Here is a 17,279-nt window from a genome sequence, read left to right on the forward strand (position 1 = left end):
GAAGATAGGAGAATGCCTTGTGGCTGAAATTAAATTAAATCATATTTATAAAAAGTACGATAATGCGGATAAGTATTCGGTGACGGATTTTAATCTGGATATTGCGGATAATGAGTTTATTGTGTTCGTTGGTCCTTCGGGGTGTGGTAAGTCTACGACGCTGCGTATGATTGCGGGGCTTGAGGATATTACGCAGGGGGATTTGATTATTGATGGGCAAGTGGTGAATGATCTGGCGCCTAAGACGCGTGATATTGCCATGGTGTTCCAAAACTATGCCTTGTACCCACATATGACTGTGGCTGAGAATATGGCTTTTGGTCTGAAATTGCGTAAGGTGGATAAGGCTGAGATTAATAGTCGTGTGCAAGATGCGGCAGAATTGTTGCAGATTACGGATTTATTGGAACGTAAACCGGCTGCTTTGTCTGGTGGGCAACGTCAACGTGTGGCCTTGGGGCGTGCGGTTGTTCGTCAACCGAAGGCTTTCTTGATGGATGAACCTTTGTCTAACTTGGATGCGAAATTGCGTGTCCACATGCGTTCTGAAATTGCCAAGTTACATAAACGTTTGAATACGACCATTATCTATGTAACCCATGATCAAACGGAAGCGATGACTTTGGCTGACCGTATTGTTATTATGAATGCTGGTGAAATCCAACAAGTGGGTACACCGCTTGAAGTGTATAACAATCCAGCAAATGCCTTTGTGGCGACCTTTATGGGTTCACCTGCCATGAATTTGGTGGATGTATTGTATCAAGATGGATTCGTACATTTAGATGGCGGCTTGAAACTAGAAGTCATGTTACCAGCGCGTCGCATCTTGGATGAACGCGGCTATGATGGTAAACGTATTACATTTGGTATCCGTCCGGAAGACTTGCAATCTGAGCAATTAGCTTTGGATGCGAACCCTTCAAATGTGGTTGAACCTGTAATTACGGTTTCTGAGTTAACAGGTGCAACGTCTATTCTATACCTTGACGTCAATGGCCAAGAGTTTGTAGCAGTTGTTGATGCGCGTGATTACCATGAAGTTGGCTCTACCATTCAAGTGGCCTTCAACATGAATAAAGCACATTTCTTCGACATTGAAACCGGTGTGGTCATCAAATAATGCTTAAATAACAGAGGCACGGCATAGTCCTGAGGGGATGTGCCGCTTGCACTCGGAAAATGCAGTATGAAAGTTGTTTGCGACTTTTATACTGCATTTTTTTTTAGCTTTCGGCTTTCGTTTTGATGGGTATCGTCCTGTAGAAGCCTATGGGACAGGTCGTCTTATTCTGGTGAGATAACTACGATTATCGAATGAACCTGCCATTCGATAATTTTTTTGTTTTTTCTCTCGAATAAATGGCTATTGTATAAGAAATGAGATTATTTTACTGAATATAACCCCATTCGAGATAGCTTTTATGCCTTGTACTGAATGAACCGTCATTCAGTAAGAATCATCTTTTATGTATCGAATGAAATTTTATTCGGGAAAATTTCGCGTTTTTGTCTCGAACCGCGCATTATTGTGTCATCATCTTTTTCGCAATATACCAAAAAGAGGTTGGAACCGTTTGTTCCAACCTCCCTCTAAAATTTTAATTTATTTGCCCGTATGCAGATCGGCAGCTACGTATTCGTGAATGAAACGCGTGCTAGCTTGTTCGGGGTCAAGAGCCTCGAATAGGATGTCAACGGCGCGTGAGCCGATGATATGTGAGTTCAGATTGATGAATGAGGCATCTTCAGCCACCCCAATGCCATCTTGTTTGTAGGCGGAGAAGGTGATCGTTTTGACCTTTTCGTTCTCTTGTTCATCTAGATAGGCTTTTATGCCTTGTGCAACAAGCTCGTCGGAAATTACCAGACCGTCCAGCGTTTTGAGGTCTAAGTGTTTTTGCGCCAGTTCATACCCGTCAGTAGGTAGGAAGGCAAGGTCGTTGTATACTAAACCTGGGTCGTAGATGCGGTTATTCGCTTCCAATGCGCGACGGTAGCCGTTGTGGCGGTCGGCGATGAAGAATTGGTTCATATCCCCACCAACATAGGCGATACGTTCGCACCCCTTTTTAATCAAGGCTTCAGTCGCTTGGTAACCAATCAAATCGTTGTCGTTGTCGACGTAATGAACTTTCGAATTATCAGGCGAACCGATAACAACAGCGGGACATTGGACTTCTTGGGCAAAACGCAACAAAGGATCATTTTTTGACGCATAGAGGAAGATTAGCCCTTCCACTTGCTTCCCGTTGACAATCTTTTCAATATGACGCTGGCGTTGGTCGTTATCCAGGCCGACAGATAATAAAATAGAATAATCATGTTTAGACATTTCGTAATTGATACCGCGTAAAACCGTTGGAAAGAAGGGGTTTTGATAGAAGGCATCTGTGGCTAGGGGGAGAACGAGACCAAACGTTTTGGAATGCGCGCTCGCAAGCCCTTGCGCATAGATATTGGGAAAATAATTCATTTCTTTCATAATGTTACGCACTTTGATTTTGGTTTGCTCAGAAATCGAAGGATTATCTGCAATCACACGGGAAACCGTGGAGGGCGCAACACCTGCTCTCTTCGCAACATCTCTAATTGTAATAGCCATAGGTAAAAATCCTCTCTTCTTGTTGCACTCATTATACGCTATACTGATAACGCTTTCAAGAAAAGATAAAAATATTAACGAAATCGGTTGCATTGTGTAAGCGCTTTATGTAAAATAAGGGTGAATCAACAAAACGAAAACAAGATACAAATCACATGGAAATTTAGGAGGTAATTTAATGGACAGAGCAAGTGGCGTAGTACTACACATTTCTTCCATACCCAACGAATATGGGATCGGATCATTCGGTCAGTCAGCCTTTGAATTCGTAGACTTTTTAGTCGACACCAAACAAACTTACTGGCAAATACTACCACTATCAACAACATCATACGGCGACTCACCTTATCAATCATTCTCAGCCTTCGCAGGGAACACCCACTTTATCGACTTAGATATTTTAGTGAAAAAGGGTTATCTTGATGAACTAGACGTAGCCAACGCCTACTTTGGCGATAATCCCAAAAAAGTAGACTACAACACCGTCTACTACAACCGCCGCCCACTACTTGACCAAGCGGTGGCTAAATTTGTGGACGAAAAAGGCTACAACCATCCAGACTTCTTAGATTTCTATGAAGCTAATGCAGATTGGTTGGTACCATTTGCCCAATACATGACCATCAAAGAAGAACACGGTCAAGCGCCTTGGTATGAATGGCCTGAAGAATACAAAAATTATGATGCAGACTTTGTTGCCCAATATTGTAATGAACATATTAACCGTTACGACTACCATTTGGTGACACAATTCTGGTTTAACGAACAATATACAGCCTTGAAAGCCTACGCCAATAAGAACTACATCCAAATTATTGGTGATATTCCAATCTATGTGGCCCGTGACTCTGTAGAAATGTGGACACAACCAGAGCTATTTTTAGTTGACGAGAAGAAAAATCCTGCCTTAGTTGCAGGGGTGCCACCTGATTTCTATTCAGCTGACGGCCAATACTGGGGGAATCCAATTTATGACTGGGACTATATGGAAACGACCGGTTATGAGTGGTGGGTGAAACGTATGCGTGAGAGCTTCAAGCTGTATGACGTTGTACGTATCGACCATTTCCGCGGTTTCGAAAGCTATTGGGCAGTACCATTTGGTGCGCCAACTGCTGCGGCGGGGACTTGGAAGAAAGGTCCTGGCATCAAGATTTTCAATCAATTCAAGGAAGATTTAGGCGATGTGAAAGTAATTGCAGAAGACTTAGGTTTCATGACCCAAGCGGTGCACGACATGCGTGATGCAGCGGGTTATCCAGGTATGAAGGTATTACAAAATGGTTTCTTCGGTGAAGATTCTGAAGATTTACCGCATCATTATCCAGAGAATTCAGTAGCCTATGCGTCAACACATGACTCCATGCAAGCCTATGACTGGTACATGAACCAGGCTAATCAAGATCAACGTGATCAAGCTGATAAATACTTAAATCGGGCCAAGGGAGAACATCCTTCAGACGCTTTTGTACGTGGGATTGCATCTTCACCAAGTTTCCTAGCCATCTATATGATGAACGATTTATTACGCCTTGGCCCTGAAGGACGCATCAATACGCCTTCAACCATCGGTGATAACTGGGATTGGCGTGTGACACCAGCAGATTTTACAATTGATTTGAAGGAACGTTTGCTGGATATTACGGAAACATATTTCCGAGAAAATAAAGCTTATATTAGTCAAAATGATATAATAAATGGTATAAATAGTGTATCAGCAGAAGCTGCTTATTTACCAGATGATGAACCGTTAGATTAGGTCGCAAAGCGACTGATGTAATTTGCAATGGATGTCTACATCCACAGAATAAAGGAGCATATAATGTTAAATTTAAATGAACGTGCGCAAGCACAATTTGAAAAACCAATCAGTGAATTATCGAATGCAGAAATTTATAAAGTCCTATTAGATTTAGTGCAAGAAAAAACAAATGCCATGCCAGCAAACCAAGGCAAGCGTAAATTGTACTATATTTCAGCTGAGTTTTTAATTGGGAAATTGCTGTCTAACAACCTATTAAACTTAGGTTTGTATGACGAAGTAGCTGCTGAATTAAAGGCGAATGGTACTAGCTTAGCAGAGGTTGAAGAGGCTGAAGCTGAACCGTCATTAGGTAATGGTGGTTTGGGTCGTTTGGCGGCTTGTTTCTTAGACTCTATTGCTACTTTAGGCCTAAACGGCGACGGAGTAGGTTTGAACTACCATTTTGGTTTGTTCCGCCAATATTTTGAGAATAATGAGCAGTCGTATGAGCCGGATGAGTGGTTGGACCACCCAACTTGGTTGAATAAGTCTGATATTTCATATCAAGTGCCGTTTGGTAAATTCACCTTGAATTCGACTTTATATGAGATTAATGTGCCTGGTTACAATCAAGGGACGATTAACAAGTTGCGCCTATTCGATTTAGATTCTGTGAATCCAGAAATTATTGAAGAGGGTTCTATTGATTTCGATAAGACGGATATCAAGGAAAACTTGACTTTATTCTTGTACCCGGATGATTCTGACCGCAATGGTAACTTGTTACGTATTTACCAACAATACTTTATGGTATCGAATGCGGCACAATTGGCGATTCAAGAGGCGATTGAACGTGGCTCAAATATTCATGATTTAGCGGATTATGTTGTGATCCAAATTAACGATACACATCCAACGTTCGTTATCCCTGAATTGATTCGTTTATTGACGACTGTTCACGGTATCGATTTTGATGAAGCGGTTGAGATTACACAAAATGTGGTAGCTTTCACTAACCACACGATTTTGGCAGAAGCGCTAGAAAAATGGCCTTTATCTGATATCCATGAAGTAGTGCCTGAAATTGCAGAAATTATCGTGGCATTAGATGAACGTGTTGACGCTGCTTTCCCTGGAAATGCGGCTGTAGCGATTATCGACAAAAGGGATACTGTACATATGGCGTCAATCGCTATCCACTATGGTTTCTCTATTAATGGGGTTGCTGCTTTACATACTGAAATCTTGAAAAATAATGAGTTAAATCATTTTTACGAAATCTATCCAGAAAAATTCTCTAACAAAACGAACGGGATTACTTTCCGTCGTTGGTTGATGGCGTCTAACCCAGAGTTATCACAATTTATTGATGACCGCATTGGTACGAGATGGCATGAAGATGCTGATTTGACTGATTTATTGGCTTTCGAAAATGACGAAGAAGCGTTATTAGATTTACTTCGTATTAAGGAAAATAATAAAGAAGCCTTAGCTGACCATCTACATCGTACACGTGGTATCGTGATTGACCGTCATTCTATTATTGACGTACAAATCAAACGTATCCATGAATACAAACGTCAACAAATGTTAGCTTTATACATCATCTACAAATACCACCAAATCAAGGCTGGTCATATTCCTGCTACGCCAATCACAATTATCTTTGGTGGTAAGGCTGCACCGGCATATACGATTGCTAAAGACATTATTCATTTGATTCTTGCTTTATCTGAATTGATTGAAAATGACTTGGATGTTGCACCATACTTGAAAGTTGTTTTCGTAGATAACTACAACGTTTCTGAAGCTGAGTACCTAATCCCAGCGGCGAACATTTCTGAACAAATTTCATTGGCTTCTAAAGAGGCGTCAGGTACTGGTAACATGAAATTCATGTTGAACGGTGCGTTGACCATCATGACTTGGGATGGTGCCAATGTTGAGATTGCGGAACATGTTGGTGAAGAAAACATCTACCCATTTGGTAAATCAAGTGAAGAGATTGTTGATTTATACGCGAACAATGCTTACGATCCACAATACTACTACAAGCAAGAACGTATTAAACCATTAGTAGACTTCATCATTTCTGATGAATTGGCAGCTTACGGTATCCCTGAGCGTCTACACCGTCTATACAAGGACATCACAAACAAAGACTACTTCATGGCCCTAATCGACTTAGAAGAATTTATTGATGTGAAAGAAAAAGTATACTCCGAATACGAAGACCGCTTAGATTGGACACGTCGTTCATTGATCAACATCGCGAACGCCGGCTTCTTCTCAGCAGACCGTACGATTGAAGAATACAACAAGGACATTTGGCACTTAGAAAACTAGGATAGGATGAGAGGTCCGACGCTTAGAAAGCCACCGGTGGAAGACTTTAGCAGTGACGCACGCAGGGTGGCGCAATATAGTCTAAAGCGCAGGGCTTTCTGGAGGTCCGAACTCGACTTTATAGGATGAGAGAAAAAGCGCTATGGCCCTAACCACTGGAAGAAGAGTGCCGTGGCACATGTAATGTGGCGCAAACTATTCTGAAGTGGGCAAGGGACAGCTTTTTCGAACTCGACTTCACAGGATGAGAGCAATAGCGTTCAGCCCTCATCTGAAGCAGGTAGAGGGTTGCTATTGTGAGCTCAATTATAGGATGAGAGAAAAAGAACTGGCACATGCCAGTTCTTTTTTTGTCTTTTGGTAATCATCAAAATGAAAAGAGGGCTGGCCCTCTTTCATTATTTTATTTTCAGATCCACTGCCCCAAGATAAAAAAACCCGACCGTTGGGACAAATGGTTCCAACCGTTTTTGCTGTATTGTCAACGAGGGAATGATAGAATAATTCCAAATACTAGAAAATAATGCGGAATTTTATAGTATAAAATTTCATTCTATAAATAATTGACGAATATTATTATATGACGGCTCGTTCTTTATAAATAAAAAAATCTATCAAATATGGAAATATATGCTATAAAAAAATAAGATATTTTATAGAACCACGATCTATTCTTGATAAAAGCGCCCAAAATTAGAGAATGGGAGGTTCATTCTATAATCGCAGTTTTCTCAACAAGTGCAGTATAACTACCCACGGTGAACGTCCTGTATTTTTGGTAATCGTCAAAATGAAAAGAGGGCTGGCCCTCTTTCATTATTTTGTTTTCAGATCTACTGCTCCCAAAACAAAAAAATCCCTACCGTTGGGAGACGGTAGGGTTCTTAATCTTTCGTTTGGGAGGAGAAAGATTTGTATGAAGAAAAGTTTAAATATTGGGTATGTGTATATAATAGAAGACAGCTTTGAATTAATAATGAAGATTTTGACGAAAATTTTGAAGAATTTGTGAAGAATTGATTTCATTGGTTTTTAGAGGGCTAAAAAAATTATTTTCAAATTTTTTGAATTTTTTTTAGAAATATTATTGACAGCTTTGCTATCAGATGATATTATTATCTAGTCGTCAGTTGACGAAACAAAAACACATGCGGAAATAGCTCAGTGGTAGAGCACCACCTTGCCAAGGTGGGGGTCGCGGGTTCGAACCCCGTTTTCCGCTTTGTCTTAACAAGACAAACCATTTAAATATTTTTATAAATATGCCGGGGTGGCGGAATTGGCAGACGCACAGGACTTAAAATCCTGCGAGGGTTAACCTCGTACCGGTTCGACCCCGGTCCTCGGCATTTTTTATATTTTTGCACCCATGGCTCAACTGGATAGAGTACTTGACTACGAATCAGGCGGTTGCAGGTTCGAATCCTGCTGGGTGCATGTTTTATTTTTATGTACGGGAAATAGCTCAGCTTGGTAGAGCACTTGGTTTGGGACCAAGGGGTCGCAGGTTCGAATCCTGTTTTCCCGACTAACGGGGTAGCTCAGTAGGGTTATCCTATTTTTTTGATTTTTGTTATATAATAAAAGTAATCACATTGGCCGCAATTGTCTTTTTCGCCAATAAATAAGACTTAAGGCCTAGTGGAATTGTTTATAAAAAGTTTACAATGTTTATTGAAGAAGAATAACGTAAATACTGTTATACTGTTTTTAGTAAAGAGAATAATTAGCTTTTTGGAGATGTGAATTATGCTTAGGATGCGATTTCTATGGTGAAACGTCATGAACAGTTTGTCCAACAGCTTATTAACGTGTTAAACATAGTTGGTACGGTAGCCACAATTGCTTTTATGATTTGGGCTTGGCACAAGGGTTTATTGACGGATAAGCAGGCGTTTCTTGATTTTATGAAGCAATTTGGTGTGACAGCACCTATCGTTTTTGTACTCATTCAATTCTTGCAGACGGTGATACCGGTTATTCCGGGATCTGTGACCATTCCGTTAGGCGTGTACATGTTTGGTAACGTGGGCGGATTTATGTGTAACTTGTTACCCATTTTTCTTGGCTCTGTATTCAATTTCTACTTGGCACGTAGATTTGGTCGCAGTCTCGTTCACATTCTCGTAGGGGATAAATATTATGCAAAGGCCATTCACTGGTTGGAAGATCGGAATCGATTTGAGCGCATCTTAATTTTAGGGCTCATTCTACCCTTCATGCCTGCAGATGTTGTATGTTATGTGGCTGGTCTAACAAACTTGTCTTTCAAACGGTTTGTTCAAATCTTAGCGGTCGGAAAACCCGTCACCATCCTGATCTACTCCTACGCAACTATTTTTATCATAGATCTAGCAGGCAAATTCTTTTAAGTTAGGGAGATTCGTATGAAAATCTTACTACATAGCGATATGAAAAAATCAATTAAACAAAGTGGCGTGGGGCGTGCGCAATTGCACCAAGAAATGGCCCTTACGTCAGCGGGCATTCCTTATACAACAAACTATAAGGATGACTTTGATATTGCCCATATCAACACTGTTTTCCCCAATTCATTAATGCTATCCAAACGGGTAAAAGCAGCGGGCAAGCCAGTAGTCTACCATGCCCATTCAACTATGGAGGACTTCAAAAACTCCTACATGTTCTCAAATCAAGCATCGAAAGGCTTCAAATATTGGTTGAACACATGCTACAACTCAGCCGATTTAATCCTGACGCCCAGCCAATATTCCAAAGACGTCCTTGAACGTTACGATATTGACAAGCCCATTCACGTGATTTCAAACGGTATTGATTTGTCTTACTGGCAGGCGAGCGAGGGCGAAGTTCAAGCCATGCGCGCGCGTTTCAAGCTAGCATCAGACCAGAAAGTCGCCATTTCCGTCGGCCTTCAAATCGAACGTAAGGGTATTATTGAGTTTGTCGAACTAGCCAAACAAATGCCCGAGGTAACTTTTATTTGGTTTGGCTACTCAAATCCTTATGCCTTGCCTAAAGATGTGAAAAAGGCGATCAATACCAAACTGGACAACCTTATCTTCGCTGGTTACATTCCGCGTGATGAGGTGCGTGTTGCCTATCAGATGGCGGACGTATATTTATTCATGACGCATGAGGAAACAGAAGGTATCGTCCTTTTAGAAGCCTTAGCCAGTCGTGTGGATACGATAGTGTCTGATTTGCCTGTTTTTGACTATTTAGCAGGCGACAAAGATGTCTACAAGGCAAATAGCCTAGATGACTTTAAAAACAAATTACAGGGATTATTAGACGGTGATTTACCATCACTTTCAAACAGTGGTTACCAACAAGCCAGCCTTAAGAGCATTCAAAATGTAGGCCAACAATACATTTATGAATATCAATATGCCATGGGTTTACTCAAAGAAGAAAAGCAAGAAAGCAACAACTTCTTCGGTACCTTCTAGCAAATATCAAAATCCCGGAACTTGGATGTTCTGGGATTTTTTTGTGTGCGTAGACGTCGGAGGCGCGCAAATCTTGGTAAATAGTATCGCATTTTGGTCGGAGGCGCGCAAATCTTAGCAAATAGTACCGCAACTTCATAGGACGCGCACCAATATCAATAAATAGTACCGTAATTCTGGATTTATCAACCAGGATAGAAGCAAAAATATATATCATGATACTTTCTATCAAAAATCCCCTCAAATGCGCATTAGACAAGGGCGCTAGTGGTTGGTGTGTAAAAGATGCCTAATCAAATCCATCGCATCTTTATCATTTCGGCCTCTTTTTAATGCGTAATGCAATCGTCTTTGGTAAAATTGAAAAATGATTGAAAAGGGGATAGATATGAAAGCACTTGGATTTGATTTAGACGATACCATATACAACCGTTTAACAATTTATGAACAGACATTTGATTTAATGCAAGTAGAAGGCCGAGAAGCAGGTTATGCTGTTGATGTAGATTTTGCGACATTCAACCATATCTATGCGCAATTTTCAGAAAGTGAATACCAGGCATTTATGGCTGGTAAAAAAACCGAAGCAGCCTTTAAAAATGACCGCGTGATTTTGACGTATGCGCATTTTGGTAAGGAAATTGATGAGGACTTAGCCAAGAAATTTAATCAAGCTAAGAATGATTTCCAACACAAATTAACATTATCCGATGAATTAGTAGCTTTAATGGAAGCAGCGATGGTTTCAGGGCAACATTTATTTGTCTTAACCAATGGCTCAACAAAAGCCCAAATTGACAAACTATCAAGTCTTGGCATGGAAAAATACATTCCGCAAGAACGTTGGTATATTTCAGAAGCCATGGGCGTGTCGAAACCACATAAAGCAGCCTTTGATCAAATTGCGCGTGATTTACAAGTTGACCCACACGATATCTTGTTTGTTGGGGATGACTATGCGAATGACGTTGAAGGTGCCATCAATGCTGGGTGGCAAGCCATTCATTTCGCCAAAGAAGAACGTGAAAATACGGTAGCCACGTGCACGACAGACGATTTCTTAGAAATTCGCACCTTAATCACGGGTTTATAAAATCAGCGACTTTAAATCGTACTTTTAAAATACAAAAGTAAACATCTCATGTGAGATTATCTCATATGAATTGGGTCATCAGGACATGCGTTCTGGTGGTTTTTTTCTTTCCAATAGATAAAACAAATATAAGTGCCATTATATGTGACATAAAATGACAAAATCATGTAATTTATGTAAACTACATTGACATTAAAAACACATTAGTACATGATGAATCCAATTGTACAATGCAAGGAAAAATTTGGAGGTGTTTTATTTATGGTAGCTGGAATGGGATATGCCCTAATTATTGTTTTTATGTTTGTGATCATGCGCAAGAAGATGTCGCCTTTTATTGGTTTGGTCTTCTTACCAATACTCTGGGCCATTGTAGGTCAGGTTTTTGGGTTATGGAATATTGATATTGGCCAGGCTGCTATGGATGGCTTGTTAACAACTGCTTCGACAGGGATTATGCTATTTTTCGCTATTTATATGTTTACCATCATGATTGATGCTGGTTTATTTGATCCCTTGTCTAATGCAATGATTCGCTTTGCTAAAGGGGATCCATTGAAAGTTGCCATAGCAACCGTTGCTCTAACTGCTGCGGTTTCCCTAAATGGGGATGGTACAGCCACCATGATTATTGTGTGTACCGCTATGGTGCCCATCTATAAAAAATTGAACATGTCGTTATTGAACTTAGCTGTGCTAACGATGACTTCACATTCAATCGTCAACTTATTGCCATGGGGTGGACCAACAGCCCGTGCTATTGCCGTTATGGGTGTTGAAACGAATGATGTAATGGCTGGTTTAGTACCGATGATGATTGCTGGCTTGGGTTACATGTTTGTGATCGCTTGGATTTTCGGTTTGCAAGAACGTAAAACGCTGGGTGTGGTGAACTTGTCAGAACAAGAAATGCAATCCATGATGGTCATTGAAGACCCTGAAGCCTTGAAATTGCGTCGTCCGAAAAACGTTTGGATCAATTTATTGATTGTAGTCGCAGTGATTTATGCCTTAGTACAAGGTTCAGTACCGTCTGCCATTATCTTTATGGTTGGGACAGTCTTGACCTTACTCATCAACTATCCAAATCCTAAAGACCAAAAAGAACGTATCGACGGCAATGCATCTGAAGCCAATGCCGTAGTAATGACGGTATTCGGTGCTGGTATCTTCATGGGGATTTTGAATGCAACAGGTATGTCTGATGCCATTGCTAACTCATTGATTGCCATTATTCCTGAGTCATTAAGTAGCTTCTACGGCCTAATCGTAGCGATTATTTCAGCGCCAGGTACCTACTTTTTACACAATGATGCCTTCTACTATGGCATGATGCCGATTCTATCCGAAGCCGGCTCTGCATATGGCTTTACACCATTACAATTGACCTTTGCTTCATTAATCGGTCAAGCATTCCATCTATTTAGCCCGCTTGTACCATTCTCATACGTATTACTTGGTTTAACAGGCGTTGAATGGGGCGAATGGCAAAAGAAAGGTCTTGTCGTATCCGCAGGAATTTTCATCGTTTACGTGATCACGGCGGCCATTTTTAACCTATTACCGATTTCGCTATAATAGGACTAACAGGATTGGAAAAGGAGTGATTTTTTGGCAGAAGATAAGAAAAGTATCACACTCATTCCGGGCGATGGCATCGGTAAGGAGATTACTGTGGCTGTGAAGCGGGTTGCTCAAGCGCTCAACACGGCGATCGTCTGGGATGAAGTGGTGGCTGGTCAAGAGGCATTTGATCAAACGGGTGAACTGATTCCTCAAGATGTTTACGCATCACTGGATAAGAATAGGGTTGCTTTGAAGGGCCCGATTACTACCCCGATTGGTCATGGTTTTCGTAGTGTGAATGTGAGTCTGCGCAAGCACTACAACTTACACACCAACATCCGACCAATTCGCGTGCTCGGTCAAATTCCGGCCTTGCATCGTGATGTGGATATTGTCTTGTTTAGAGAGAATACGGAAGATTTATATGCCGGCGTTGAAGAGCAAATTTCACCGGATGAAGCACATTCAATTAAAATTATTACACGTCAAGCAACGGAGCGTATTGTCCGTGCAGCCTATGAATATGCGGTTGCCAACGATCGTCATTCGGTAGCAATCGTGACTAAAGCCAATATCATGAAGTTATCAGATGGTTTATTTTTGAAAGTAGCGCGTGAAGTTGCTGAAGGGTATCCGCAGATTGAAACTCGCGAAGTGTTGGTGGATAATATGGCCATGCAATTGGTCATGAAGCCACAACAATTCGACGTTATCGTAACGGAAAATCTGTACGGGGATATTTTATCAGACCTGATGGCCGGCTTGATTGGTGGCTTAGGTTTGGTGCCGGGAGCCAATATCGGTGATGATATAGCCATCTTTGAAGCTGTTCATGGTTCAGCACCAGATATAGCCGGAAAAGAAATTGCAAATCCAACAGCCATTTTACTAGCTTTTGCGGACTTATTAGATTATATTTCTTTACAAGATGATGCGAAGAAAATACGCGAAGCTTTGGCACTTGTTTTGTCTGACGCTAATAATTTTACCCGGGACTTGGGTGGAGACTTGTCTACAACAGCATTTACTGATAGAATCATCTCACAATTATTGAAATAACATTTGAATATCTAGCTCTTTTTAAGCATCGGGTGGGGTAAAGGGAAAGTCACTAGCAACCTTTTACACTACCCTTTTGCTATCTTCTGCTAGAAAAATATTTGAAAGGGGGGAATTGGTCAAGCTTCTGACGAGCTTATGGATTGACTAAATTGATTGAATTTCGTATGATAATAGTGATTAGTCAAAATTAGTCAAGAAGTAGAACAGAAAATTAGTCAGGCTTGAGGTGAGAAAAATGAAAAATAAAAATATGTCTGATATTATAGAGTCCTATTTGAAACAAATACTCCAACAAGAAGAACATATTGAAATTAGCCGAAGTGAAATTGCTGACCAATTCCAGTGTGTTCCTTCACAAATTAATTATGTTATCAATACACGATTTACGCCGCAAAAAGGGTATATCGTAGAAAGTAAACGTGGTGGTGGTGGTTATATCCGCATCATGAAACTAGAAATAGTAGATGAAGCTGATTTAATCGACGCGATGGTTGATTTGATTAAAAGTAAAACCAGCCTGAGCGACGCGACTGCGATTATTCAAAATCTATTAGTCAATGAAATTGTTACCGAAAATGAAGCACATATTATGCATTCCGCAATTGATAAAGATGCCTTAGGTAAAATTGTCAATGCCGATGAAATCAGATCGCTGATTTTGGGTGCTATGTTGGTGAAATTAAAATACCGGTAACGAGATAGGGGGACCTTATGAGCGAAATTTACACAGAGAAAGCAAAACAGGCCTTGTTGTACGCTGCTGAAGAAGCAAAGCAATTTCGTCATAAAGCCATTGGAACAGAACATTTGTTGCTAGGATTGTACCGTGAACCTGAGGGAATTGCGCACAATGTTTTAGTGAATCACTTGCCAAGTTACGATGCTGTTAGAGAAGAAGTTGAATTTGTCATTGGTTATGGCCAAGATGAAGCCGATGAAAATCCGATTGAGTTGAGCCGTTTGGTGTACTCACCACGCTCACGCAAAGTCTTATATATTGCTGGCGAAGAAGCGCAACGTCAACAAGTAACGCTTGTTGGCACAGAGCATATTCTTTTGTCATTAATTGCAGACCAAGTATTAGCAGTCCGCATTCTAAAAAACTTAGATGTAGACATTGAAAAATTACGTAAGGATATTTACCGTGCAATCGGTCAACGTCCACCAGTTCGCAATCGCAACAATGAAGCGAACAACCCACAACAAGCAGCGCGTGGCAGCAAACGTCCACAAAGTGCGACACCAACCTTAGATTCATTAACTCGTGATTTAACGGCCCAAGCACGCAACGGTCAATTAGATGCAGTTGTCGGTCGTAAAAAAGAATTACGTCGTGTGATGCAAGTCCTAAGCCGTCGTACCAAAAATAACCCTGTCTTAGTTGGGGAACCAGGTGTAGGTAAAACAGCCATTGCTGAAGCTGTAGCGATTGCTATCGCCAACAATGATGTGGCTTCTACCTTAGCCAATAAACGTGTGGTTTCATTAGATGTCGGTTCTTTAGTTGCAGGTACTAAATACCGTGGGGAATTTGAAGACCGCGTGAAGAACTTGCTTGAAGAAACTGAAAAAGATGGCAATATCATCTTATTCATCGATGAGTTACATAGTTTAATTGGTGCGGGTGCCGCTGAAGGTGCAATTGATGCATCGAACTTGATGAAACCTGCCTTGGCACGTGGTCATGTACAAGTAATTGGTGCCACAACCCTTAATGAATACCAAAAATATATCGAGAAAGATGCTGCCCTAGAACGTCGTTTTGCCAAAGTAATGGTTGAAGAACCATCTGAAGCTGATGCGATTGAAATTCTAAAAGGCATCCGTAAAGATTACGAAAAATTCCACCGTGTGGCAATTACTGATGAAGCCATCGAAGCATCAGTTCGTTTAGGTAGCCGTTATATTGCTGACCGTTTCTTACCAGATAAGGCCATCGATATTATGGATGAAGCTGCTGCGACAGCACGCTTAGACCACGGTGATAAAGATACACGACACCAAACAATTGCGGGTATTCGTGCCCAAGTCATGGATCTTGAAAACTTGAAGAAACATTATGTCAATACACAAGAATTTGAAAAGGCTGCTGAAGTACATCAACAACAACAAGCCTTAACACAACAAGTTTTTGACTTACATAACAAACCTCAAGTAGAAGAAGATACCAATTACGACCTAGAAATTGGTGCCAAAGAAGTAGCGGAAATTGTGGGTATGTGGACAGGTGTTCCAGTACAACAATTAACCCAATCTGAAAACCAACAATTGCTACATCTTGAAGACGAATTACACAAACGTGTGAAAGGTCAAGATGAAGCTGTGAAAAGTGTGTCTCGTGCCGTTCGTCGTGCACGTTCAGGTATCAAGAATCCAAACCGTCCAATCGGTTCATTCATGTTCCTTGGACCTACAGGTGTTGGTAAAACTGAGTTAGCCAAAGCCTTAGCTAGCGAAATGTTTGGTTCTGAAAAACACATGATTCGTTTAGATATGTCTGAATACATGGAAAAATACTCAACCTCTCGTATGATTGGTTCAGCACCAGGATATGTAGGCTATGACGAAGGTGGTCAATTGACAGAGCAGGTCCGTCAACAACCATACTCAGTGATCCTATTCGATGAAATCGAAAAAGCACATCCAGATGTATTCAACATGCTATTACAAGTCTTAGATGATGGTTACATCACTGACTCTAAAGGCCGTAAAGTCGACTTCCGTAACACTGTGATGATCATGACATCTAACTTAGGTGCCACGGCCATCCGTGACGAGAAGACACTTGGTTTCGGTGCCAAACAAGCAACTGAGGACCATGCCGAAATGGATAGCCGTATCCGTAAAGAGTTGAAACTAGCCTTTAGACCAGAATTCTTAAACCGTGTCGATGAAATTATTACCTTCCATACCTTATCGGAAGAACAAATCATCGAAATCGTACAAAAATTCACTGCTGCGCTAAGCGACTTGTTAGCAGAACAAGGTGTTAAACTTCGTGTGACACAAGCTGCCAACAAAGAAATCGCCAGCAAAGGTTTCGACAAAGAATACGGTGCACGTCCATTGCGTCGTGTCATCCAACAAAAAGTGGAAGACCCAATTGCAGAAATGCTGATTGCTGGTCGTATCCAAGCTGACGATGTTGTCACAGTCGGCGCTCGTCAAGGTGAATTGTACATCCGCGTGAAACATCCGGATGGCCAAGAAGACACTGATGACGTCAAAGACTTAATCAAATCAGCTAAATAATCTAGTAGGTTAAAGGAAACTGGGTCCATTGAAAAATGGCCCAGTTTTTTTGTTGCTTTTTACGATATTGTTGCTGTGATTATGGAATGGATTTTCATTCAATAGGATTTCGCGATTTTGTATGGATTGAGATGCGGTTCAATACAAATTCCTGTTTTTTGTATGACGAATTTACAATTT

The 17,279-nt window shown here is 40.9% G+C and carries 11 protein-coding genes and 4 tRNA genes; 14 read left to right on the forward strand and 1 reads right to left on the reverse strand.

Annotated elements, in window-relative coordinates; genetic code table 11:
- Positions 1-19: 19 nt before the first annotated feature.
- Positions 20-1,123, forward strand: a complete 1,104-nt coding sequence (locus EF384_RS06660; protein ID WP_123780504.1) for an ABC transporter ATP-binding protein — start codon at positions 20-22, stop codon at positions 1,121-1,123.
- A gap of 483 nt (positions 1,124-1,606) precedes the next feature.
- Here the strand turns inward: EF384_RS06660 and EF384_RS06665 are convergent, their stop codons facing one another.
- Positions 1,607-2,605, reverse strand: coding sequence for a LacI family DNA-binding transcriptional regulator (locus EF384_RS06665; protein ID WP_123780506.1), 999 nt, complete (start codon positions 2,603-2,605; stop codon positions 1,607-1,609).
- 178 nt (positions 2,606-2,783) lie between these two features.
- Between EF384_RS06665 and malQ the strand changes: the two genes are divergently transcribed.
- The 13 genes from malQ (at position 2,784) to EF384_RS06730 (ending at position 17,099) form a co-directional block, all read left to right on the forward strand.
- Positions 2,784-4,364, forward strand: coding sequence for a 4-alpha-glucanotransferase (gene malQ / locus EF384_RS06670; RefSeq protein ID WP_094518338.1), 1,581 nt, complete (start codon positions 2,784-2,786; stop codon positions 4,362-4,364).
- A gap of 63 nt (positions 4,365-4,427) precedes the next feature.
- The gene (locus tag EF384_RS06675; protein ID WP_123780508.1) at positions 4,428-6,695 is read left to right on the forward strand and encodes a glycogen/starch/alpha-glucan phosphorylase; all 2,268 of its coding nucleotides are present in this window, start codon (positions 4,428-4,430) and stop codon (positions 6,693-6,695) included.
- A 1,150-nt stretch (positions 6,696-7,845) separates the two neighbouring features.
- Positions 7,846-7,917: transfer RNA gene (locus tag EF384_RS06680), tRNA-Gly, on the forward strand.
- 42 nt (positions 7,918-7,959) lie between these two features.
- A tRNA-Leu gene (locus tag EF384_RS06685) sits at positions 7,960-8,044 on the forward strand.
- A 14-nt stretch (positions 8,045-8,058) separates the two neighbouring features.
- Positions 8,059-8,132, forward strand: a tRNA-Arg gene (locus EF384_RS06690).
- Between the two features lie 17 nt (positions 8,133-8,149).
- Positions 8,150-8,223 (forward strand) — tRNA-Pro (locus EF384_RS06695).
- A 241-nt stretch (positions 8,224-8,464) separates the two neighbouring features.
- Entirely contained in the window at positions 8,465-9,067 is a 603-nt protein-coding gene (locus tag EF384_RS06700; RefSeq protein WP_094518895.1) for a TVP38/TMEM64 family protein, read from the forward strand.
- A gap of 15 nt (positions 9,068-9,082) precedes the next feature.
- Entirely contained in the window at positions 9,083-10,126 is a 1,044-nt protein-coding gene (locus EF384_RS06705; RefSeq protein ID WP_094518896.1) for a glycosyltransferase, read from the forward strand.
- A gap of 388 nt (positions 10,127-10,514) precedes the next feature.
- On the forward strand, positions 10,515-11,219 hold the full coding sequence (locus tag EF384_RS06710) for an HAD family hydrolase (RefSeq protein ID WP_123780510.1): 705 nt from the start codon (positions 10,515-10,517) through the stop codon (positions 11,217-11,219).
- Between the two features lie 261 nt (positions 11,220-11,480).
- Positions 11,481-12,797 carry a CitMHS family transporter gene (locus tag EF384_RS06715; protein ID WP_123780512.1) on the forward strand — a complete coding sequence of 439 codons (1,317 nt, stop codon included), beginning with the start codon at positions 11,481-11,483 and terminating at the stop codon, positions 12,795-12,797.
- Between the two features lie 33 nt (positions 12,798-12,830).
- Complete coding sequence (locus EF384_RS06720; RefSeq protein ID WP_199729731.1) at positions 12,831-13,844, forward strand: isocitrate/isopropylmalate dehydrogenase family protein; 1,014 nt, start codon at positions 12,831-12,833, stop codon at positions 13,842-13,844.
- A gap of 238 nt (positions 13,845-14,082) precedes the next feature.
- Positions 14,083-14,541, forward strand: a complete 459-nt coding sequence (locus EF384_RS06725) for a CtsR family transcriptional regulator (protein ID WP_123780514.1) — start codon at positions 14,083-14,085, stop codon at positions 14,539-14,541.
- 17 nt (positions 14,542-14,558) lie between these two features.
- Entirely contained in the window at positions 14,559-17,099 is a 2,541-nt protein-coding gene (locus tag EF384_RS06730) for an ATP-dependent Clp protease ATP-binding subunit (protein WP_123780516.1), read from the forward strand.
- The last annotated feature ends 180 nt before the right edge of the window (positions 17,100-17,279 follow it).

The sequence above is a fragment of the Aerococcus agrisoli genome (genome assembly GCF_003797145.1).
Classification (GTDB): Bacteria; Bacillota; Bacilli; order Lactobacillales; family Aerococcaceae; genus Aerococcus; species Aerococcus agrisoli.